Genomic DNA, 20,720 nt, shown 5'->3' with positions numbered 1-20,720 from the left:
GTAGCGAACGACCTTGATCCGCAGCTTAAACAGCACAACGTGAAAAAAAGGTCGAAACCTGCTGAAAATAATAACTGCCCCCCTGCCCCAAGGACTCGACCGCATGAAAGCTCTTTTAGCCCTCTGTGCACTCGGCCTGGCCACCAGCGCCCTGGCCGACACCGCCCCGTCGCGCCTTGACGAGGTGCTCCAGCGCGGCACGCTGACGGTCTGCACCACGGGCGACTACAAGCCCTACACTTCGCTGCGCGCCGATGGCCGCTATGAAGGCATCGACATCGCCATGGCCGAGTCCCTGGCCAAGAGCCTCAACGCAAAAATCCAATGGGTGCCCACCACCTGGAAAACCCTGATGCCCGACTTCCTCGCCCAGCGCTGCGACATCGCCGTGGGCGGCATTTCGGTGTCGCTGGAACGCCAGAAAAAAGCCTTCTTCAGCCAATCCCTGGGCGTCGATGGCAAGATCCCGCTGGTGCGCTGCGCCGATGTGCAGCGCTACCAGACCGTCGAGCAGATCAACCAGCCCCAGGTGCGGGTGATCGAGCCCGCGGGCGGCACCAACGAAGTGTTCGCCCGGGCCCATCTGGGCCAGGCGCAAATCCGCCTGCATGACAATGTGACCATCTTCGACGAACTGCTGGCGGGCAAGGCCGACGTGATGATCACCGACGCCAGCGAAGCGCGTTACCAGCAGAAGCTCAAGCCTGGGCTGTGCGCGGTGAACCCCGAGCGGCACATGCAGTACAGCCAGAAAGCGTTCCTGCTGCCCCGTGATGACGTGGCGTGGAAGAGTTATGTCGACCAATGGCTGCACCTGAGCGTCGCCACCGGGGTGTATGACGGCATCGTCAATCAATGGCTGGCGGCGCCGTGAGCCACAGCCGTCTACGCTGTGGTCACTTCTACAATAATGAGGGACGGAACATGAAGGGATTGCTCTGCATCACCTGGCTGCTGCTGTTGTGTCTGGGCCAGGTGCACGCCGCAACAGGCCAGGATGAGGATGCCCAGGCCGCCAAGGCGCTGCTGGAAAAAGCCTTGGCTTATTACCAGAGCAACGGCGACAAGGCCTTTGCCGCATTCAGCCGGCAGGGCGAATTCATCGACCAGGACCGCTATGTGTTTGTGGTCGATACAAAAGGCGTGTTGCTGGCCAGTGGCGGGCCCTCCTCCGCCTTGATCGGTCGCGATGTGTCCGAAGTACTGGGCCCGGATTTGCGCCAGTCATTCAAGGATGCGCTCAAGGTACCGGAGGGCCAGGGCATCCAGCAGGCCGACTACCGCTGGCAGAACTGGAACGACGGCAAGGTCGAGCACAAGCACGTGTTTTACCAGCGTGTGGGCGAACGCATCCTGGCGGTGGGTTATTACTTGCCGCGGGCGACGCCGGAACAGGCCAGGGCCCTGCGCAACAAGGCGGTGAATGCGCTGCTCAAGGATGAAACCGGCACGCTTAAGGCCATCAATTCATTGCAGGGCGGTTTCCTGCAGGATGATCTCTACGTGTTTGTAGTGGACCTCGATACCCGGCGCTACGTAGCCCACGGCACCACGCTGCGGCTGATCAATACTGACTTCAGCAAGGTCAAGGACCCCGACGGCAAACCGGTGGGCGAGCCGATCCTCAAGCTGATGACCGAGCAGGACCAGGGGGAATACAAATACCGCTGGAAAAACCCGGTGACCGACAAGATTGAGAACAAGCATGCGTATGTGCGCAAGGCGGGGCACTTCATGGTGGCGGTGGGTTACTACAGCCCTTGATAGACCGTTGAAATACGATCTCCTGTGGGAGCTGGCTTGCCTGCGATAGCGGTGGGCCAGTGAACATATTTGTTACTGATATACCGCTATCGCAGCATAGGTATCTACATAACTTTGTAGTGAGCGGGCTTGTCCCGCGCTGGGCTGCGAAGCAGCCCCAAACCAGGCGACCGGATTCTACCTGAAGCTCGGCGATGCCTTTATTGGGGCGGCTTCGCCACCCAGCGCGGGACAAGCCCGCTCACTACAAAGATGTGTAGATACCTTGCCTGCGATAGCGGCCGCCCAGTCACCACCCAACCACCCCGGCCCGGAACGGTCAACCACAGTGACCGTTTTGATCACGGCGGGCTTTTTCTTGGCGACGGCTTTATCATTGACCCAGGTTTGCTTGCAGAGTCTTTCATGAAGTTTGCGATCGCAGTATTCAGCGCAGCCCATGCGCCCTCCTCGCGCCGCGCCCTGCTTTTCGCCCAGGCGGCGCTGGCCGGCGGGCATGAGATTGTGCGGCTGTTTTTTTATCAGGACGGGGTGCACAGCGCCTCCAACAACATTGTTGCTCCCCAGGACGAACAAGACATCGCCCGCCAATGGCGCGAGTTTGTCAGCCAGCACCAGCTCGACGGCGTGGTGTGCATTGCCGCGGCGTTGCGCCGTGGCGTGCTTGACCAAGGGGAAGCCACGCGCTATCAACGCAGCGCAGTCAACCTGGAGGCGCCATGGGCGTTGTCGGGCCTGGGCCAGTTGCACGATGCGGCGCAGAACGCCGACCGCCTGATCTGTTTTGGAGGCATGTGACATGGCCAAATCCCTGTTGGTGATCAGCCGCCAGGCACCGTGGTCGGGCCCGAGTGCGCGGGAAGCCTTGGATATTGTCTTGGCCGGCGGCGCCTTCGATCTGCCGATTGGCCTGCTGTTCATGGACGACGGCGTGTTCCAGTTGACGCCGTACCAGGACGCAAAGGCCGTGCAGCAAAAAGACCTGAGCGCCAACCTGCAGGCGCTGGGGCTGTTCGGCATCGATGAGGTGTTTGCCTGCGCACACAGCCTGGCCGTGCGTGGCCTCACGCCGCCCGCCAGCGCCGAGCCTCTGGACAACCCCGGCATCACCCGGTTGATTGACCGCTACGACCAGGTGATTACCCTCTGATGTCGACTCTACACGTGGTATCTCATTCGCCATTTACCGACAGCCGCCTCGACAGCTGCCTGCGCGTCTGCGGCAACCAGGACGCGATCCTGCTCTGCGGCGACGGCACCTACGGCCTGCAACAATCGGCCCTGCACACCCAGGGCGTGAAGGTCTTTGTATTGGCCGAAGACCTGCAGGCGCGCAACCTGCCGCTGCCGGACTGGGCCGAGCGCGTCGATTATCCAGGTTTCGTGCAGTTGTCGATCACCTACGACAAGGTCAACGCCTGGTTATGAACACCCTGACCGTCGGCGCACGCGCGCTGGAACTGGACAAGGACGGCTACCTGGTCAACCTGGACGAATGGTCGGCTGAGGTGGCCAACGCCCTGGCCGCCGCCGAAGCCCTTGAGCTGACCCCCGACCACTGGGAGGTTCTCGAACTGCTGCGCCAGTTCTACGCCGAATTCCAGCTGTCCCCGGCCACGCGCCCGCTGATCAAGTACACCGCGCTCAAACTGGGCCCGGAAAAGGGCAACAGCCTGCGCCTCAACAAACTGTTCAACGGCACTCCCGCCAAACTCGCCGCCAAGCTGGCGGGCCTGCCCAGGCCGACGAATTGCTTATGACCGACTTTGCCCCGCTGACCCTGCAAACCCCCGACGAGCACCCGTTCGCGCCGTTCGTGCGCATCCTGGGCAAAGGCAAGCGCGGCGCGCGCAACCTCACCCGCGAGGAAGCCCGCGAAGCCATGGGCATGCTGCTCGACGAAAAAGTCGAAGACACCCAGCTGGGCGCCTTCCTGATGCTGCTGCGCCACAAGGAAGAAAGCCCGGAAGAACTCGCCGGTTTCACCGAAGCCGTACGCCAGCGCCTCGGCGCTCCGGCGCTGAAGGTAGATGTCGACTGGCCAACCTACGCCGGCAAGAAACGCCACCTGCCGTGGTACCTGCTGGCGGCCAAGTGCCTGGCGCAGCACGGCGTGCGCATTCTGATGCATGGCGGCGGCGCGCATACGGCAGGACGGTTGTACACCGAGCAATTGCTGCAAGGTTTGCAGATACCGCTGTGCCGCAACTGGCAACAGGTCGAGGCGGCCTACGGGCAAGGTAACCTGGCGTTCATCCCGCTGGGCGATTGGGCACCGCAGTTGCAACACATGATCGACCTGCGCAACACCCTGGGCCTGCGCTCACCGATCCACTCCCTGGCGCGGCTGCTCAACCCGCTGAATGCGCGCCTTGGCCTGCAGAGTATTTTCCATCCCGGTTACCAGGGCGTGCACCGCGATGCCAGTGGTTTGCTTGGCGACAACGTGATAGTGGTGAAGGGCGATGGCGGTGAGATCGAGATCAACCCCGACTCGGCCAGCCATCTGTACGGCACCACCGCAGGCATAAGCTGGGACGAAGAGTGGCCCGCCCTCTCCGCCCAACGCCACGTCAAGCCCGCAACGCTGGATCCCGAGCACCTGAAAGCCGTGTGGCGCGGCGACATCGTCGACAGCTACCCGCAACTGGCGCTGACTGCCACCATGGCATTGGCGTTACGCGGGCTCGGTCACCCACGTGAGCAAGCCTTCGAATTGGCCCAGCAGTACTGGGATGCGCGGGATAAATCGATTTAATCGATCATTAACCTCCGGTCTTTGCGCTTTTAGTTCGAACTCATGCCTTTAGACTGGGCTCCAACGCTTATTAGCCAAGGAGCCACTCATGGGTTTGCTGATTGAAGGACACTGGAAAGACCAGTGGTATGAAAGTAGCGCAGACGGCGCTTTCCAACGGGAACAGGCACAACGCCGCCACTGGGTGACCGCCGACGGCCAGCCTGGCCCGAGCGGTGAAGGCGGCTTCAAGGCCGAAGCCGGCCGCTACCATCTCTACGTGTCCCTCGCCTGCCCCTGGGCCCACCGTACCCTGATCCTGCGCAAGCTCAAGGGCCTCGAAAGCCTGATCGACGTGTCAGTGGTCAGCTGGTTGATGCTCGAAAACGGCTGGACCTTCGACAAGGCCCACGGCTCCACCGGCGACAGGCTCGACGACTTTACCTTCATGCACCAGCGCTACACCGCCGATACCGCCGACTACACCGGACGCGTGACTGTGCCGGTGTTATGGGACAAACAACTCAAGCGCATCGTGAGCAATGAATCGGCGGAGATCATCCGCATGTTCAACAGCGCGTTCAACGGGCTGACCGGCAATACCCTGGATTTTTACCCTGAGCCACTGCGGGCGGCCATCGACACACTGAACGAGCGCATCTACCCCGCCGTGAACAACGGCGTGTACCGCGCAGGCTTCGCCACGTCGCAGCAAGCCTACGACAGTGCGTTTGATGCCGTGTTTGCCGAACTCGATCATCTGGAACAGCATTTGGGCACGCACCGTTACTTGGCCGGTGAATACCTGACCGAAGCCGATGTGCGGCTGTTTACCACGCTGATTCGCTTTGATGCGGTGTATTACAGCCACTTCAAATGCAACCTGCGGCGGATTGCCGATTATCCGAACCTGTCGAATTGGCTAAGGGAGATGTACCAGTGGCCGGGCGTGGCCGAGACGGTGGATTTCGAGCATATCAAGGGGCATTACTATGCCAGCCACCGGACGATCAACCCGACGGGGATTGTGCCGAAGGGGCCATTGCAGGGGTTTGATGTTGAGCATGATCGGGAGCGGTTGACGGGCAAAGGTGTCTACGACGCCGGAGCATTGTAGTGAGCGGGCTTGCCCCGCGCTGGGCTGCGAAGCAGCCCCAAACCAGGCGGCTCGGTTTATCTGGAACTCGGCGGTGTCTTGATTGGGGCTGCTTCGCAGCCCAGCGCGGGGCAAGCCCGCTCACTACAGGATTGTTAAACCTGAGCCTGGGCCCCTTCAAACCACTTCAGCTTCTCACGCAACACCACCACCTCGCCCACGATCACCAGTGTCGGCGCATGTACTTCATGCTCCGCCACCATGCGCGGCAAGTCGGCCAGGGTGCCAGTGAACACGCGCTGGTTCGACGTGGTGCCCTGCTGGATCAACGCCGCCGGGGTATCCGCCGCGCGCCCATGCTTGATCAACTGTTCGCAGATGATCGGCAAGCCAATCAAGCCCATGTAGAACACCAAGGTCTGCGATGGCCCCACCAGGTCAGTCCAGGGCAGGTCCGACGTCCCGTTCTTCAAATGCCCGGTGATAAAGCGCACCGATTGGGCATAGTCGCGGTGAGTCAGCGGAATCCCGGCGTACGCCGCGCAACCGCTGGCGGCGGTGATGCCCGGTACCACCTGGAACGGGATGCCATGGGCCGCCAGCTCTTCGATTTCCTCACCACCGCGCCCAAAGATGAACGGGTCGCCGCCCTTGAGGCGCAGCACCCGTTTGCCTTGCTTGGCCAGGTCCACCAATTGCTGGTTGATCTGCTCCTGCGGCACGGCATGTTCGGCGCGACGCTTGCCGACATACACCCGCTCGGCGTCGCGACGGCACAGCTCAAGAATCGCAGGCGCCACGAGACGGTCATACAACACCACATCGGCTTGCTGCATAAGGCGCAGGGCGCGGAAGGTCAGCAGGTCGGGGTCACCGGGGCCAGCGCCCACCAGGTAGACTTCACCCGGCGCGTGGGGCGGCGCGCCGTTGACCTTTTCGATCAACAGACGCTCGGCTTCATCGCCCTGCCCGGCCAACTGGCGGTCGGCAATCGGGCCTTGGAACACCTCTTCCCAAAAGGCGCGACGCTGCTGCACATCCGGATACAAACCTTTGACCTGGGCACGAAAACGCGCCGCCAACCCGGCCAGTTGGCCATAAGTGGACGGAATCCAGGTTTCCAGCTTGGCGCGGATCAAGCGCGCCAGCACCGGCGCATCGCCACCACTGGACACCGCGATGACCAAGGGCGAGCGGTCGACAATCGCCGGGAAAATCACGCTGCACAGGGCCGGCGCATCCACCACATTGACCGGCACGCAACGGCGCTTGGCATCGCTGGAGACTTGCGCGTTCAGCGGCTCGTCATCGGTTGCGGCGATGATCAGGGTGCAACCGTCGAGGTCGGCCTCCTGATAACCGCGCAGAATCAGTTCCCCGCCACTGCCCCGCACCAATTCACGCAGTTGGTCTTCGATCTGGGGGGCAACCACCCGCAGCACGGCGCCGGCATCGGCCAGCAGCCGGGATTTGCGCAAGGCAATTTCCCCGCCACCAACGACCAGCACGCGACTGCCGCGCAGGTTATGAAACAGCGGCAGAAATTCCATTTAGCGGATGACCTCAACGCCCGCCATGTACGGCTTGAGCACTTCAGGGACGCGGATCGAACCGTCGGCCTGCTGGTAGTTTTCCAGCACGGCCACCAGGGTACGGCCGACGGCCAGGCCGGAACCGTTGAGGGTATGGACCAGCTCCGGCTTGCCGGTTTCCGGGTTACGGAAACGCGCCTGCATGCGCCGGGCCTGGAAATCACCGCAGTTGGAGCACGACGAAATCTCGCGGTATTTGTCCTGGCTAGGCACCCACACTTCCAGGTCGTAGGTCTTCACGGCGCTGAAACCCATATCGCCGGTGCACAGCGCCAGCACGCGGTAGGGCAGCTCCAGCAGTTGCAGGACGCGCTCGGCGTTGGCGGTCATGCCTTCGAGGGCTTCCATCGACGTGGAAGGCTCGACCACCTGGACCATCTCGACCTTGTCGAACTGGTGCTGGCGGATCATGCCGCGAGTATCGCGCCCCGATGCACCGGCTTCACTGCGAAAGCACGGGCTGTGCGCCACGAACTTCAGTGGCAGTTGCTTGGCGTCGAGGATTTCGCCGGAAACGATGTTGGTCAGCGACACTTCCGCGGTCGGGATCAGGTACAGGTCAGCTTCGCCGTCGCGGCTGATCTTGAACAGGTCTTCTTCGAATTTAGGCAACTGGCTGGTGCCCACCAGCGCCGGCGCCTGCACCAGGTACGGCGTGTAGGCTTCTTCGTAACCGTGCTCGGCGGTGTGCAGGTTGATCATGAACTGCGCCAGGGCACGGTGCATGCGCGCGATCGGGCCGCGCAGCAAGGCAAAGCGCGCGCCGGACATCTTGGCGGCGGTTTCAAAATCCAGGCCGCCGCTCAATTCGCCCAGGGCGACGTGGTCCTTGACCTCGAAATCGAAGGCTTTGGGCGTGCCCCAGCGGCGCACTTCGACGTTGCCGTCTTCGTCTGCGCCAATCGGCACGGATTCATGAGGCAGGTTGGGAATGCCCAGCAGGATCGAATCCAGTTCGGTTTGAATGCCTTCCAGCTCGACTTTGCCCGCAGACAGCTCGGTGCCCATGCGCTCGACATCCGCCATCAGCGGCGCAATGTCTTCGCCGCGCTGCTTGGCCTGACCGATGGATTTGGAACGCGCATTACGCTCAGCCTGCAGTGCTTCGGTGCGGGTCTGGACGGTCTTGCGCTGTTCTTCCAGCGCTTCGATGCGCGCAACATCCAAGGCGAAGCCACGGGATGCCAGGCGGTCCGCTACGTCCTGAAGGTTGCTACGTAACAGTTTGGAATCGAGCATGTCGGTCTCTCGTTTATCAAAGTTTGGTCAAGGACAGGCCGGCCCAAGTGGCGAGCAGCCCGCCGAACACGCTGATGCCCAAGTACCCGAAGGCGACCAGGGCCTGCCCGCTTTCCAGCAGGCGCAGCGTATCCAGTGAAAAGGATGAAAAGGTCGTCAGACCGCCTACAAAGCCGACAATCAAGCCGGCGCGAATTTCAATCGGCACTTCCGGGCGCAACAGGAACCAGCCGTACAACAGCCCGATGATCAGGCAACCCACCAGGTTGACCGCCAGGGTCGCCGCATAAAAATGCTTCGGCCAGTTGGCGCTGACCCAGGTGCCGGTGGCGAAACGCAATAATGTACCAGCGATACCGGCGGCGGACACGGCAAGAATCGTCTTGAGCACTACTTTCTCCGCTGTTTCGGGCTGAGGCGGTCGAGTTGGGCGAGATGATTGAGCTTTTCGCCGATTTTCAATTCCAGGCCGCGGGGCACCGGCTGATAAAGCGCGAGCGGCTCAAGCTCATCGGGGAAGTAATCTTCACCGGCGGCGTAGGCGTCCGGTTCGTCATGGGCATAACGGTATTCATCGCCGTAGCCCAGTTGCTTCATCAGCTTGGTCGGGGCGTTGCGCAAGTGCAGCGGCACTTCGAGGGAGCCGTATTCGGCGGCGGCGCGCAGTGCGGATTTGAAGCCCATGTACACCGCGTTGCTCTTGGGCGCGCAGGCCAGGTAAGTGATGGCCTGGGCCACCGCCAACTCGCCTTCCGGGCTGCCCAGGCGTTCCTGCACGTCCCAGGCCGCCAGGCACAGGCTCAGCGCGCGCGGGTCGGCGTTGCCGATGTCTTCGCTGGCCATGCGCACCACGCGGCGCGCCAGGTACAGCGGGTCGCAGCCACCGTCGATCATCCGCGCGAACCAGTAGAGCGCTCCGTCCGGGTTGGAGCCGCGCACGGATTTGTGCAGCGCCGAAATCTGGTCGTAGAACGCTTCGCCGCCCTTGTCGAAGCGTCGGCGTGTGTCGCCAAGCAGGCTTTGCAGCAGGTCGACGCCGATCTCGCTGCCGTCTTCGGCCAGGTCGGAGGCGTTTTCCAACAGGTTGAGAAAGCGCCGGCCGTCACCATCGGCGGCGGTAAGCAGGATCTTGAAGCCTTCTTCGCTCACGCTCAGTTGGCGCTTGCCCAGGCCCTTGTCTTCACTCAATGCGCGCTGCAGGAGTTTCTGCATCGCCGCTTCGTCCAGGCTTTTGAGCACATAGACCCGCGCTCGCGAGAGCAAGGCATTGTTCAGTTCAAACGACGGGTTTTCGGTGGTGGCCCCAATAAAAATCAGGGTGCCGTCTTCCACATAGGGCAGGAATGCATCCTGCTGCGACTTGTTGAAGCGGTGCACTTCATCGACGAACAGGATGGTGCGCTTGCCGTATTGGCCGGCCTGCTGCTTGGCCACCTCCACCGCCTGGCGGATCTCCTTGACCCCGGCCAGTACCGCCGAGACCGTTTCGAAGTGTGCGTCCGAGACCTTCGCCAGCAGGCGCGCCAGGGTGGTTTTCCCCACGCCCGGCGGGCCCCAGAAAATCATCGAATGCAGCGCGCCCTGCTCCAGCGCTTCGCGCAGGGGCTTGCCGCGAGCGAGCAGGTGTTCCTGACCGACATACTCATCCAGGTTGGTCGAGCGCAAGCGCGCGGCCAGGGGCTGGGCAATCGGATCACTTCGAAACAGGTCCATGGGCAGCGTTTGAAACCTCTGGCGGATTTATTCCTGGATCACGTCGGCACCCTTGGGGATGTCGAACTTGAACTTGGACGCGGGCACCGGCTGGTTGGCCTTGACCCCGGAAAACAGGATATCGGTGCGTTGGCCGACGCTGTCGACCAGGCGCATGTTATTGATCACGCCATTGCCGAACGACAGCGACAGCGTGTCGAACAGCGTGTCCTTGGATTTGGGCTTGAGCGTGAACTCGATCACGTTGCTGGTTTGCTTTGAGGTGATGTCGAAGCTGTCATTGATCTTCGACACATCCCCCGAAAGCAGCAGCGCCGGCGTCTGGTTCAGGCGCGGGTCGAGTTTCTTGATGGTCGCCTGCTCCAGGTCCGGGTCCCACAGGGTGACTTTCTGGCCATCGGAAACGATAGTCTGCTCGGCCTTGCCTTCGGTATGCCAGTAGAACAGGCCAGGACGCTGCACGGCCATTTCGCCGGCCGTTTCCTGCAACTGGGTACCGCCGGCATCCAGGGTCAGCTGGGAAAAACGCGCAGTCAGGGTCTGGGATTTGTCCAGCAGGTTCTTCAGGCTGGCCACGGAGGCCGGGTCAGCGTGAGCCGAAACAGCGGTCAGGGCCAGGGCCGGCAACAACAGCATGCGGATAAGACGCATGGGAGTCCTCATTGAGTTGTCAGGGCGCGCCGCGTGTTGCCACGCGGCGCGGGATCAGTCGCGCATCTGCCCGGGGGCGATGACTTCACGCGAGCCGTTGGTGTTCATGGCGGTCACGACGCCGGCGTTTTCCATGGATTCGATCATGCGGGCGGCGCGGTTGTAGCCGATCTTAAGCTTGCGTTGCACCGCGGAAATCGACGCTCGGCGGCTTTCGAGTACAAAGGCCACGGCTTCGTCATACAGCGCGTCGGTCTCGGCATCATCGTCGCCACCGCCGCTGCCGCCGTCGAAGCCGCTGCCGGCCTCTTCAACACCGGCGAGGATGTCGTCGTTGTATTCCGGAGCGCCGCGCAATTTCCAGGCTTCCACGACGCGGTGTACTTCATCGTCGGAAACAAAAGCGCCGTGGACACGAATCGGCAGGCTGGTGCCCGGCGGCATGTAGAGCATGTCACCGTGGCCGAGCAGTTGTTCGGCGCCGCCCTGGTCGATGATGGTCCGCGAGTCGATCTTGCTCGACACCTGGAACGCCATGCGCGTCGGGATGTTCGCCTTGATCAGGCCGGTGATCACGTCCACCGACGGACGCTGGGTCGCGAGGATCAGGTGGATACCGGCGGCACGGGCTTTCTGGGCGATACGCGCGATGAGCTCTTCGACCTTCTTGCCGACGATCATCATCATGTCGGCAAACTCGTCGACCACCACCACGATGGTCGGCAGCTTGGTCAGCAAGGGCGCTTCGTCGTGGATGCTTTCACGCTTGTACAGCGGGTCGGTCAGCGGTGTACCGGCGTCCTGGGCTTCCTTGACCTTGGCATTGAAGCCCGACAGGTTACGCACGCCCATCTTAGCCATCAGCTTGTAGCGGCGCTCCATCTCGGCAACGCTCCAGCGCAGGGCGTTGGCGGCGTCCTTCATGTCGGTGACCACCGGGCACAGCAAGTGCGGAATGCCTTCGTAGATCGACAACTCCAGCATCTTCGGGTCGATCATGATCAACTTGGCGTCTTCCGGGCCGGACTTGAACAGGATCGAAAGGATCATTGCGTTCACGCCCACCGACTTACCGGAACCGGTGGTACCGGCAACGAGCAAGTGCGGCATTTTCGCCAGGTCGGTGATCACCGGCTTGCCGCCGATATCGTGGCCCAGGGCCAGGGTGACCGGCGATTTGAAGTTGTCGTATTCCGGGGTCGACAGCACTTCGGAGAAGCGCACGATCTGCCGGTCTTCGTTGGGAATCTCGATGCCCACGGTGGTCTTGCCGGGGATCACTTCCACCACGCGCACGCTGGTCACGGCCAGGGAACGGGCCAAGTCCTTGGCCAGGTTGGAAATACGGCTGACCTTGACGCCCGCGGCGGGCTGGATCTCGTAGCGGGTAATCACCGGGCCGGGGTGGATCGAGTCCACAGACACTTCGACCCCGAACTCCTTGAGCTTGATTTCCAGCAGGTGGCCGACGGCCGCCAGGGATTCCGGGGAATAGTTGAGTTGTTTCTTTTCGGCCGGGTCGAGGATCGAGATCGGCGGCAAGGTGCCTTCGACGGCGCTGTCGATAAACAACGGCGCCTGTTTCTCTTTCTGCACGCGATGGCTCGGCTCGGGCGCTTTTGGAGGTGCCGGGGCGATTACCGGTGGCACCTGCTTCTCGCGGTCCGACATGTGCTTGCTCAGCGCCTGCTCGCGTTCGATCAGGCGTTCCTTGACCTTGGCCTGCTCGCGCCGGTCCGGCGTGGTCGGGGCGACTACTTCGTTGACACGGGTGTCGACCTCACGCAGTTGGGCGACCATGCGCTTGCGCTCGACACGGGCGGCCCACCAGCGGTTGGCCGCGCCCTGGAACAACTCCAAGAGGTCGAGGGTGATCTTGCCGGTCACATCCATCACCTTGAACCAGGACAGGTCGGTGAATACGGTGAGGCCGAACAGGAACAGCGCGATGAACATCAAGGTGCTGCCCTGGATATTCAGGGTCCTGCGCGCCAGGTCGCCGAGGCTTTCACCCAGCGCACCGCCTGCGCCCGCCGGCAGGCCGGTGGGCGCATGGAAGTGGATATGCGCCAGGGCGGCACCGGACAATACCAGGAACACCAGGCCGATCAGGCGCCAGGAGAACAGCCAGCCGCTCCACTGCCACGGCTCGTGACGCTGGCGGAAGATCTGCCAGGTCTTGATCGCCAGCAGCAACGGGAAAATGTAGGCGAAATAACCCAGCACCATGAACAGGATGTCGGCGCTGTAGGAGCCCACCGGCCCGCCGAAGTTCTGCACATCATCGATCTTGCTGTTGTGGCTCCAGCCCGGATCGTCCTTGCCATAGGTGAGCAAGGCCATCATCAGGAACAGGCACAGGGCGCCAATAGCGATCAGCGCGCCTTCCTTGAGGCGATAATGCAGGTGCTGGCGCCAGGCTGGCACCACGACTGCTTTAGGTACTGCGGCGGATTTCTTCAAAACGGGTCTTTTCCTGCGCTTTTAGCGCGTCCATCTGTTGAATGACTGTAAATACTGCCCAATCCGAGCAGCTGAAAATGAGGGAGCGTCGTTGAATCTACTGTTTAACATTGGGCGTCGGCTGGATGAAATGACGAAAGCGCCACAATGCCCGCATTGTACGGGTTTGTGCCGGCGATGCCACGCCCCTCGCCCTTCACCCGGCAGCCTCGCCAAGCGGCGCTCACGGCATGTTCAATTTGAGCATGCATTGTCTTTACTGACAAAGGCTTATGAGCTGTTTTTATCAATCCGCTCCAGCTTGGCAAATGGCCTGCATGGGACAGACCCGATTACGACCACGTCCCCGGCAGGGAGTTGCAGAAACACCTGTTCACGCTAATCCCAGTCAATGGCGGATTCGGGCTGGCCCGATGGCGCCATGTCGACAATAATCAGCACTGCGCAGGCAGGTGTCATACCTGCCACTCCCCTCCCCTTCCGTAAGCCTGGATACCATGCTGACCTGGTTACAACGCGACTCCCTGACCTTTCCCCCGCTGGCCAAGGCTCTGCGCGAACCCAATGGCCTGCTTGCCGCCGGGGGCGACTTGTCGGCCGAGCGGCTGGTGCAAGCCTACCGCCATGGCTGCTTCCCCTGGTTCTCCGAGGGTCAGCCGATACTCTGGTGGTCGCCCGACCCGCGCACCGTCATATTCCCCGACGAACTGCACGTCTCCCGCAGCCTGGGCAAACTATTGCGCCAGCAGCGCTACCAGGTGACCTTCGACCAAGACTTCGCCGCCGTGATCCAGGCCTGCGCCGCACCGCGCGCCTATGCCGACGGCACCTGGATCACCGAAGGCATCCAGAGCGCCTACCTGGCCCTGCATCAGCGCGGCTACGCCCATTCGGTGGAAGTCTGGGACGACGGCGAGTTGGTGGGCGGCCTGTACGGCCTGGCAATGGGCAAATTGTTTTTCGGCGAATCCATGTTCAGCCGCGCCGACAATGCCTCAAAATTCGGCTTCGTCACACTGACCCGCCAATTGCAGGCCTGGGGTTTTGTACTGATCGATTGCCAGATGCCCAACGACCACCTGCACAGCCTGGGTGCCCGCGCCATCTCCCGCGGCGACTTCGCCGGCCTGCTGCGTGACCACCTGGACCAACCCAACGCCGGACCGTGGGTTTCCTAGGCGACTTTCGCGCTCCTGGCTTACACTTATTTCAAAGCTTATCCCGAGGGTTGATCATGACCGAGTTGGCGCGCTTGAAGTTTTATGCCACTCAACCCCACTCTTGCAGCTATCTGCCCGACGAGCAGGCCACCACGCTGTTCCTCGACCCCAGCCAGCCTATGGACGTGCATGTGTACGCCGATCTGTCGGAAATGGGCTTTCGGCGCAGCGGCGATCATCTGTACCGGCCTCACTGCCAAAACTGTAATGCCTGCGTCCCGGCACGTATTCCCGTGGCGCAGTTTCTGCCGGACCGCAACCAGAAACGCATTCTCAAGCGCAACGCCGACCTGACGGTGACGTCGACCAAGCCGCGCTTCACCGAAGAGTGTTTCGACCTTTATCAGCGCTACATCGAGCAACGCCACGCCGACGGCGATATGTTCCCGCCCAGCCGCGACCAGTTTTCCACTTTCCTGGTGCGCGACCTGCCGTTCTCGCGCTTCTACGAGTTTCGCGCAGCGGGTCGACTGGTGGCCGTCGCCGTGACCGATCTGCTGCCTAACGGGCTATCTGCGGTCTACACTTTCTACGAGCCCACCGAAGAACGCCGCAGCCTGGGACGCTTCGCCATCCTCTGGCAAATTGGCGAAGCCTTGCGCCTGGAACTGGAAGCGGTGTACCTGGGTTATTGGATCAAAAACTGCAAAAAAATGAATTACAAGACCCAATATCGGCCTATAGAACTGCTGATTAATCAAAGATGGGTCACGCTTAACTAGAACCCCTTGGCTTGAACACCCTTTTTCGGGCACAATGCACGCCGCTTTTGCCTGGCGCAGTTGCACCGGGCCATTCACTGGATACCGAGGGCTTTACTGCATGTCGAAAGAAGACAGCTTCGAAATGGAAGGCACTGTCGTCGACACCCTGCCCAACACCATGTTTCGTGTGGAGTTGGAAAATGGGCACGTCGTAACCGCGCATATCTCCGGCAAGATGCGCAAGAACTACATTCGTATTCTTACCGGTGACAAAGTGCGCGTCGAGCTGACGCCCTATGACTTGAGCAAAGGGCGCATCACTTACCGCGCTCGCTAAGCAAGTCAATACAAAACGCCCGGTTATGCCGGGCGTTTTTGTGTGTGCGCTATTCAAGAATCACCGCTTGACCCTGTGGGAACTGGCTTGCCTGCGATAGCCACAGGTATCTACACAACTTCGGTTCGACGCTGAACCCTCAATAAATGGGCTGTTGTGGCGAGCGGGCTTGCCCCGCGTTGGGCTGCGAAGCAGCCCCAGCAAGCAGAATGCGGTGTATCAGACATTCCGCAGAGGCTGGTTTTAGGGCTGCTTCGCATCCCAACGCGGGGCAAGCCCGCTCACTACAAGGTTGTGTAGATGCCTACGCTGCGATAGCGGTGGATCAAGAGGGAATTCCTTGCCTGACACGCCGCTATCGCAGGCAAGCCAGCTCCCACATTTGAACTCCATTGCCTTGCGATCGCATTTCAAGACAGCAAAAAGGCGCCTTTCGGCGCCTTTGTGTTATTGCAGCAATCGATCAGGCCATTTCAGCCGTGGTTTCGAAGTCGAAGGTCAGCTCGCCGTCCTTCAGATCGATGTGCACCACGCCGCCATGGTCGGAGAGCTCGCCGAACAGGATCTCTTCGGCCAGTGGCCGCTTGATCTTGTCCTGGATCAGACGCGCCATCGGGCGTGCGCCCATTGCCGCATCGTAGCCGCCCTCGGCAATCCAGCTGCGCGCCGCTTCCGACACTTCCAACTGCACGCGCTTGTCTTCCAGTTGCGCCTGAAGCTCGGTGAGGAACTTGTCCACCACGCTTTTGATGACCTCATGGCTGAGGCGACCAAACTGGATAATGGTGTCCAGACGGTTGCGGAACTCCGGCGTAAAGCTCTTCTTGATCACTTCCATCGCATCGGAAGAGTGATCCTGATGGCTGAACCCGATCGAAGCCCGCGCGGCCGTTTCGGCACCGGCGTTGGTGGTCATGATCACGATCACGTTGCGGAAGTCCGCCTTGCGCCCGTTGTTGTCGGTCAGGGTGCCGTGGTCCATCACCTGCAGCAGCAGGTTGAAGACTTCGGGGTGGGCCTTCTCGATTTCATCGAGCAGCAATACGCAGTGCGGTTGCTTGGTGATCGCTTCGGTCAACAGGCCACCCTGGTCGAAACCGACATAGCCCGGAGGCGCACCGATCAGGCGCGAAACGGTGTGGCGCTCCATGTATTCGGACATGTCGAAACGGACCAGCTCAATGCCCATGGCCTTGGCCAATTGCCGCGCCGCTTCGGTCTTGCCCACGCCGGTCGGGCCGGCGAACAGGAACGAACCCACGGGTTTGTCCGGCGACTTGAGGCCCGCTCGCGACAGCTTGATCGCGGTGGACAGCGCATCGATGGCCGCATCCTGGCCGAACACGGTCAGCTTGAGGTCGCGTTCCAGGTTACGCAGCAATTCCTTATCGGAACTGTTGACGTGTTTAGGCGGAATACGCGCGATTTTCGCCACGATGTCCTCGACCTGTTGCACGTCGATGCGCTTCACACGCTTTTCGACCGGCTGCAGGCGCTGGTAGGCACCCGCCTCGTCGATCACGTCGATCGCCTTGTCCGGCATGTGCCGGTCATTGATATAGCGCGACGCCAGCTCAGCCGCCGCACGCAAGGCCTCATCTGTGTACTCGATGCCATGGTGCGCTTCAAAACGCCCCTTGAGCCCGCGCAGGATGCCGATGGTGTCTTCGACCGAAGGCTCGGACACGTCAACCTTCTGGAAACGACGCGCCAAGGCACGGTCTTTCTCGAAGATGCCGCGGAATTCCTGGAACGTGGTCGAACCAATGCAGCGGATATCACCCGACGACAACAATGGCTTGAGCAGGTTGGACGCGTCCATCACCCCACCGGATGCCGCGCCGGCACCAATGATGGTGTGGATTTCGTCGATAAACAGGATCGCCTGCGGGCGTTTTTTCAGCTCGCCGAGCAGCGCCTTGAAGCGCTTCTCGAAATCGCCACGGTACTTGGTCCCGGCAAGCAAGGCGCCCAGGTCAAGGGAGTAGACGACGCTGTTGGCCAACAGGTCCGGTACCTGATTGTCGACGATGCGCTTGGCCAGGCCTTCGGCAATCGCGGTTTTACCCACGCCTGCTTCACCGACCAGCAACGGATTGTTCTTGCGACGACGCGCGAGGATCTGCGCTACGCGCTCAACTTCAAGCTCGCGACCCACGAGCGGATCGATCCGCCCCTGGCGCGCCAGTTCATTGAGGTTGCTGGCATAGGCATCCAGTGGGTTGCTTGAAGAAGAAGACTCACCGCCCTCGTCGTCCTGCATTTCCTGTTCACCCTCGGAATGATCGCCGTGCCCGGGCACCTTGGAGATACCGTGGGCGATGTAGTTCACGACATCAATACGGGCGACGCTCTGCTGCTTAAGCAGGAATACTGCCTGGCTTTCCTGCTCGCTGAAGATCGCCACCAGCACATTGGCGCCTGTGACTTCACGCTTGCCGGAGCTCTGCACGTGGAACACTGCACGCTGAAGCACACGCTGAAAGCCCAGCGTCGGCTGGGTTTCACGGTCTTCATCGTGAACGGGAATAAGTGGCGTGGTGGAGTCGATAAATTCCTGCAGGTCATGCTTGAGCTTATCGAGATTGGCGCCGCACGCGCGTAGAACGGTGGCGGCAGCTTCGTTATCCAAAAGTGCCAGCAGCAGGTGCTCGACGGTCATGAACTCATGACGCTTCGAACGAGCCTCCTTGAAGGCAAGATTGAGGGTGACTTCGAGCTCGCGGTTTAACATAGCTTCACCTCATACCCAAGTGGATCGGCGTTAACCGTCCTTCTCGATTTCACAGAGTAGCGGATGCTGGCTTTCCCTGGCGTACTGGTTGACCTGCATGGCCTTTGTCTCGGCGATGTCGCGGGTAAACACTCCACATACTGCCCGTCCTTCTGTGTGAACGGCCAGCATTACCTTGGTCGCCAACTCGCGGTTCAGGTTAAAAAACACCTCGAGCACTTCGACCACGAAATCCATCGGTGTGTAGTCATCGTTGAACAAAACCACCTTGTACATCGGCGGCGCCTGTAGAGCAGGCTTGGCCTCCTGGACAGCAATGCCTGCAGAACCGTGGTCATCATGTTCCTGATCCGGTCGATCCTGATTGAATGTTAGTCGAATCTGGCTGTTTGCATGCATGGAAAGAAAGGTTCGTCAGTAGTTCAATTACAGTGGTGGGGGCGACCTGTCAGAATTTCAACTCTGACCGGCCAGTCGCCTTGACTATCGGCGAAACGGTGTTACAACCAATAGAACCCACAGTGGGTAAAAAAGGTCCGCGCAGTCAACCTTATTTATTCGGGTTAGGACGGATAAACTGGATGATACTCCAGTGATGGAGTCTGGTGCAGAGGGATATGGGTATGTTAAGTGGCAAGGTCAAGTGGTTCAACAATGCCAAGGGTTACGGCTTCATTATTGAGGACGGCAAGAGCGAGGACCTTTTTGCGCATTACTCGGCAATCGCAATGGATGGCTACAAAACGCTCAAGGCGGGTCAGCCCGTGAATTTCGAAATCATTCAAGGACCCAAAGGGCTACATGCCGTGAAAATTAGTGCGGCAATGGCTGACAACCCTGAAAAACCAAGACCCTCAACAGCGCTCAAAGAAGAAAAAGAAAAGAAACAAACGGCGCCGAGCGAGTAGATTGCCAAAAAAAACCGGTCACCTCAACCCTATGAGATGACCGGTTTTTTTGTGCGCATTCCTTTTACATATGCGAAATCAACGCATCCCCAAACCCCGACGACGACACCAGCGTCGCACCGTCCATCAGACGCTCGAAATCATAGGTCACGGTCTTCGCCGAAATGGCGCCATTGGTGCCCTTGATAATCAAATCCGCCGCCTCGACCCAACCCATGTGACGCAGCATCATCTCCGCCGACAGGATCAACGAACCCGGATTGACCTGATCCTTGCCCGCATATTTAGGCGCAGTGCCATGGGTCGCCTCGAACATCGCCACGGTGTCGGACAGATTCGCACCCGGCGCGATACCGATGCCGCCCACCTCCGCCGCCAGCGCATCGGACAGGTAGTCGCCGTTCAGGTTGAGGGTCGCGATCACGTCATATTCAGCCGGACGCAGCAGGATCTGCTGGAGCATGGCGTCGGCAATGGCGTCCTTGACCACCACATTCTTGCCGGTCCTGGGGTTCTTGAACTGCATCCACGGGCCACCGTCGAGCAGCGTGGCACCGAACTCTTCGGCCGCCACTTCGTAGGCCCATTCCTTGAAGGCGCCCTCGGTGAACTTCATGATATTGCCTTTGTGCACGATGGTCAGCGACTCACGGTCGTTATCCACCACGTATTGCAGGGCCTTGCGCGCCAGGCGCTTGGTGCCCTCCTTGGAGACCGGCTTCACGCCAATCCCGCAATCCTGGTCGAAACGGATCTTGGTGACGCCCATTTCTTCCTTCAGGAACTTGATCACCTTGATCGCCTCAGGCGAGCCGGCCTTCCACTCGATCCCGGCGTAGATGTCCTCGGAGTTCTCGCGGAAGATGGTCATGTCCACATCGCCAGGTTTCTTGACCGGGCTGGGCACGCCTTCGAACCAACGCACCGGGCGCAGGCAGACATAAAGGTCGAGTTGCTGGCGCAGTGCCACGTTCAGCGAACGAATACCGCCGCCGACGGGCGTCGTCAGCGGGCCCTTGATGGACACCACGTAATCCTTGACCGCATCCAGGGTTTCCTGGGGTAGCCAGGTATCCTGGTCGTAGACTTGAGTCGCTTTTTCGCCGGCGTAAACCTCCATCCACGAGATTTTTCGCTTGCCGCCGTAGGCCTTTTCAACAGCAGCGTCGACTACCTTGATCATCACCGGGCTGATGTCGACGCCGATACCGTCACCTTCAATGTAGGGGATGATCGGTTGGTCAGGAACATTGAGAGAATGGTCTGCATTGACGGTGATTTTGTCGCCGACTGCCGGAACCTGAATCTTCTTGTATCCCATGCTGAACTCCATCTATGGATTGAACATCTGGCTGCGTCCGAGCCTACTCCAGATAAATGGCGACTGAAACCTCACGCCATGCTCATTTGCCTCGAAAACAGCATAATTTGTCGCCTAAAAGCCTGAAAGCAAAGGGAAAAGCGCCAATCTTGAGCACATCGTGCGACTTTAGGCGCAACCCGGTACCTGCGACCTTTAGACCAATGGACGACACACCTTTTGTATGAAGGCTCGGCGTAAG

General features: G+C 60.5%; 21 protein-coding genes. 12 read left to right on the top strand and 9 right to left on the bottom strand.

What is annotated here, in order from left to right:
• Nucleotides 1–103: 103 nt before the first annotated feature.
• From ACLH0H_RS20205 to ACLH0H_RS20170, 8 genes are all read left to right on the top strand, one after another.
• Nucleotides 104–874 (top strand): transporter substrate-binding domain-containing protein, encoded by a 771-nt coding sequence (locus ACLH0H_RS20205; protein WP_411379357.1) that lies wholly within the window; start codon nucleotides 104–106, stop codon nucleotides 872–874.
• Nucleotides 875–924: 50 nt separating this feature from the next.
• A complete protein-coding gene (locus ACLH0H_RS20200) occupies nucleotides 925–1,764 on the top strand; it encodes a cache domain-containing protein (protein WP_411379356.1) in 840 nt (279 codons plus the stop codon).
• Nucleotides 1,765–2,169: 405 nt separating this feature from the next.
• Complete coding sequence (tusD, locus tag ACLH0H_RS20195; RefSeq protein ID WP_411379355.1) at nucleotides 2,170–2,562, top strand: sulfurtransferase complex subunit TusD; 393 nt, start codon at nucleotides 2,170–2,172, stop codon at nucleotides 2,560–2,562.
• Nucleotide 2,563: 1 nt separating this feature from the next.
• A complete protein-coding gene (gene tusC, locus ACLH0H_RS20190) occupies nucleotides 2,564–2,914 on the top strand; it encodes a sulfurtransferase complex subunit TusC (RefSeq protein ID WP_411379354.1) in 351 nt (116 codons plus the stop codon).
• The gene (gene tusB / locus ACLH0H_RS20185; RefSeq protein WP_411379353.1) at nucleotides 2,914–3,192 is read left to right on the top strand and encodes a sulfurtransferase complex subunit TusB; all 279 of its coding nucleotides are present in this window, start codon (nucleotides 2,914–2,916) and stop codon (nucleotides 3,190–3,192) included. The genes tusC and tusB overlap by 1 nt, the downstream gene beginning before the upstream one ends.
• Nucleotides 3,189–3,524 (top strand): TusE/DsrC/DsvC family sulfur relay protein, encoded by a 336-nt coding sequence (locus ACLH0H_RS20180; RefSeq protein WP_076950782.1) that lies wholly within the window; start codon nucleotides 3,189–3,191, stop codon nucleotides 3,522–3,524. Before tusB ends, ACLH0H_RS20180 begins: the two co-directional genes overlap by 4 nt.
• The gene (locus ACLH0H_RS20175; RefSeq protein ID WP_411379352.1) at nucleotides 3,521–4,522 is read left to right on the top strand and encodes a glycosyl transferase family protein; all 1,002 of its coding nucleotides are present in this window, start codon (nucleotides 3,521–3,523) and stop codon (nucleotides 4,520–4,522) included. Before ACLH0H_RS20180 ends, ACLH0H_RS20175 begins: the two co-directional genes overlap by 4 nt.
• Before the next feature lie 88 nt (nucleotides 4,523–4,610).
• A complete protein-coding gene (locus ACLH0H_RS20170) occupies nucleotides 4,611–5,618 on the top strand; it encodes a glutathione S-transferase family protein (RefSeq protein WP_411379351.1) in 1,008 nt (335 codons plus the stop codon).
• A gap of 134 nt (nucleotides 5,619–5,752) precedes the next feature.
• Here the strand turns inward: ACLH0H_RS20170 and cysG are convergent, their stop codons facing one another.
• Genes cysG through ftsK form a run of 6 tightly spaced genes read right to left on the bottom strand, consistent with a single transcriptional unit; the run spans nucleotide 5,753 to nucleotide 13,255 of the window.
• Nucleotides 5,753–7,147 carry a siroheme synthase CysG gene (cysG, locus tag ACLH0H_RS20165; protein WP_411379350.1) on the bottom strand — a complete coding sequence of 465 codons (1,395 nt, stop codon included), beginning with the start codon at nucleotides 7,145–7,147 and terminating at the stop codon, nucleotides 5,753–5,755.
• On the bottom strand, nucleotides 7,148–8,428 hold the full coding sequence (serS, locus tag ACLH0H_RS20160; protein WP_411379349.1) for a serine--tRNA ligase: 1,281 nt from the start codon (nucleotides 8,426–8,428) through the stop codon (nucleotides 7,148–7,150).
• Nucleotides 8,429–8,444: 16 nt separating this feature from the next.
• Entirely contained in the window at nucleotides 8,445–8,819 is a 375-nt protein-coding gene (gene crcB, locus ACLH0H_RS20155; protein ID WP_003232122.1) for a fluoride efflux transporter CrcB, read from the bottom strand.
• Complete coding sequence (locus ACLH0H_RS20150) at nucleotides 8,819–10,141, bottom strand: replication-associated recombination protein A (RefSeq protein WP_411379348.1); 1,323 nt, start codon at nucleotides 10,139–10,141, stop codon at nucleotides 8,819–8,821. The genes crcB and ACLH0H_RS20150 overlap by 1 nt, the downstream gene beginning before the upstream one ends.
• Before the next feature lie 27 nt (nucleotides 10,142–10,168).
• Nucleotides 10,169–10,792, bottom strand: a complete 624-nt coding sequence (gene lolA / locus ACLH0H_RS20145; protein WP_016975527.1) for an outer membrane lipoprotein chaperone LolA — start codon at nucleotides 10,790–10,792, stop codon at nucleotides 10,169–10,171.
• Between the two features lie 54 nt (nucleotides 10,793–10,846).
• Complete coding sequence (gene ftsK, locus ACLH0H_RS20140) at nucleotides 10,847–13,255, bottom strand: DNA translocase FtsK (RefSeq protein WP_411379347.1); 2,409 nt, start codon at nucleotides 13,253–13,255, stop codon at nucleotides 10,847–10,849.
• Between the two features lie 497 nt (nucleotides 13,256–13,752).
• Here ftsK and aat point away from each other — a divergent pair, with 497 nt between their 5' ends.
• The 3 genes from aat to infA all read left to right on the top strand — a co-directional run bounded on the left by aat (nucleotide 13,753) and on the right by infA (nucleotide 15,516).
• Nucleotides 13,753–14,433, top strand: coding sequence for a leucyl/phenylalanyl-tRNA--protein transferase (aat, locus tag ACLH0H_RS20135; protein WP_411379346.1), 681 nt, complete (start codon nucleotides 13,753–13,755; stop codon nucleotides 14,431–14,433).
• A gap of 56 nt (nucleotides 14,434–14,489) precedes the next feature.
• On the top strand, nucleotides 14,490–15,197 hold the full coding sequence (locus ACLH0H_RS20130; RefSeq protein ID WP_186689824.1) for an arginyltransferase: 708 nt from the start codon (nucleotides 14,490–14,492) through the stop codon (nucleotides 15,195–15,197).
• 100 nt (nucleotides 15,198–15,297) lie between these two features.
• Nucleotides 15,298–15,516 (top strand): translation initiation factor IF-1, encoded by a 219-nt coding sequence (gene infA / locus ACLH0H_RS20125; RefSeq protein WP_002553999.1) that lies wholly within the window; start codon nucleotides 15,298–15,300, stop codon nucleotides 15,514–15,516.
• Nucleotides 15,517–15,979: 463 nt separating this feature from the next.
• On the opposite strand, the gene clpA is transcribed toward infA, so the two are convergent.
• Both clpA and clpS read right to left on the bottom strand, forming a co-directional pair.
• On the bottom strand, nucleotides 15,980–18,250 hold the full coding sequence (gene clpA, locus ACLH0H_RS20120; protein ID WP_076950792.1) for an ATP-dependent Clp protease ATP-binding subunit ClpA: 2,271 nt from the start codon (nucleotides 18,248–18,250) through the stop codon (nucleotides 15,980–15,982).
• A 30-nt stretch (nucleotides 18,251–18,280) separates the two neighbouring features.
• Complete coding sequence (gene clpS / locus ACLH0H_RS20115) at nucleotides 18,281–18,649, bottom strand: ATP-dependent Clp protease adapter ClpS (RefSeq protein ID WP_076950793.1); 369 nt, start codon at nucleotides 18,647–18,649, stop codon at nucleotides 18,281–18,283.
• Nucleotides 18,650–18,873: 224 nt separating this feature from the next.
• Between clpS and cspD the strand changes: the two genes are divergently transcribed.
• A complete protein-coding gene (gene cspD, locus ACLH0H_RS20110) occupies nucleotides 18,874–19,158 on the top strand; it encodes a cold shock domain-containing protein CspD (RefSeq protein WP_411382440.1) in 285 nt (94 codons plus the stop codon).
• A 64-nt stretch (nucleotides 19,159–19,222) separates the two neighbouring features.
• On the opposite strand, the gene icd is transcribed toward cspD, so the two are convergent.
• Nucleotides 19,223–20,479 (bottom strand): NADP-dependent isocitrate dehydrogenase, encoded by a 1,257-nt coding sequence (icd, locus tag ACLH0H_RS20105; protein ID WP_169375558.1) that lies wholly within the window; start codon nucleotides 20,477–20,479, stop codon nucleotides 19,223–19,225.
• Nucleotides 20,480–20,720 lie beyond the last annotated feature (241 nt).

It is taken from the genome of Pseudomonas sp. MPB26 (assembly GCF_046605355.1).
Taxonomy (GTDB): domain Bacteria; phylum Pseudomonadota; class Gammaproteobacteria; order Pseudomonadales; family Pseudomonadaceae; genus Aquipseudomonas; species Aquipseudomonas cedrina.
The sequence above is the reverse complement of the archived record's forward strand: the minus strand, read 5'-3'. Positions and strand labels throughout refer to the sequence as shown.

Coding starts and splice junctions, on each gene's coding strand:
- cspD (WP_411382440.1), top strand. CDS start 18,874: ATGTTAAGTGGCAAGGTCAAGTGGTTCAACAATGCCAAGGGTTACGGC.
- ACLH0H_RS20200 (WP_411379356.1), top strand. CDS start 925: ATGAAGGGATTGCTCTGCATCACCTGGCTGCTGCTGTTGTGTCTGGGC.
- ACLH0H_RS20205 (WP_411379357.1), top strand. CDS start 104: ATGAAAGCTCTTTTAGCCCTCTGTGCACTCGGCCTGGCCACCAGCGCC.
- icd (WP_169375558.1), bottom strand. CDS start 20,479: ATGGGATACAAGAAGATTCAGGTTCCGGCAGTCGGCGACAAAATCACC.
- clpS (WP_076950793.1), bottom strand. CDS start 18,649: ATGCATGCAAACAGCCAGATTCGACTAACATTCAATCAGGATCGACCG.
- clpA (WP_076950792.1), bottom strand. CDS start 18,250: ATGTTAAACCGCGAGCTCGAAGTCACCCTCAATCTTGCCTTCAAGGAG.
- ACLH0H_RS20150 (WP_411379348.1), bottom strand. CDS start 10,141: ATGGACCTGTTTCGAAGTGATCCGATTGCCCAGCCCCTGGCCGCGCGC.
- aat (WP_411379346.1), top strand. CDS start 13,753: ATGCTGACCTGGTTACAACGCGACTCCCTGACCTTTCCCCCGCTGGCC.
- ACLH0H_RS20130 (WP_186689824.1), top strand. CDS start 14,490: ATGACCGAGTTGGCGCGCTTGAAGTTTTATGCCACTCAACCCCACTCT.
- serS (WP_411379349.1), bottom strand. CDS start 8,428: ATGCTCGATTCCAAACTGTTACGTAGCAACCTTCAGGACGTAGCGGAC.
- infA (WP_002553999.1), top strand. CDS start 15,298: ATGTCGAAAGAAGACAGCTTCGAAATGGAAGGCACTGTCGTCGACACC.
- lolA (WP_016975527.1), bottom strand. CDS start 10,792: ATGCGTCTTATCCGCATGCTGTTGTTGCCGGCCCTGGCCCTGACCGCT.
- tusB (WP_411379353.1), top strand. CDS start 2,914: ATGTCGACTCTACACGTGGTATCTCATTCGCCATTTACCGACAGCCGC.
- ACLH0H_RS20175 (WP_411379352.1), top strand. CDS start 3,521: ATGACCGACTTTGCCCCGCTGACCCTGCAAACCCCCGACGAGCACCCG.
- ACLH0H_RS20180 (WP_076950782.1), top strand. CDS start 3,189: ATGAACACCCTGACCGTCGGCGCACGCGCGCTGGAACTGGACAAGGAC.
- tusD (WP_411379355.1), top strand. CDS start 2,170: ATGAAGTTTGCGATCGCAGTATTCAGCGCAGCCCATGCGCCCTCCTCG.
- tusC (WP_411379354.1), top strand. CDS start 2,564: ATGGCCAAATCCCTGTTGGTGATCAGCCGCCAGGCACCGTGGTCGGGC.
- ACLH0H_RS20170 (WP_411379351.1), top strand. CDS start 4,611: ATGGGTTTGCTGATTGAAGGACACTGGAAAGACCAGTGGTATGAAAGT.
- cysG (WP_411379350.1), bottom strand. CDS start 7,147: ATGGAATTTCTGCCGCTGTTTCATAACCTGCGCGGCAGTCGCGTGCTG.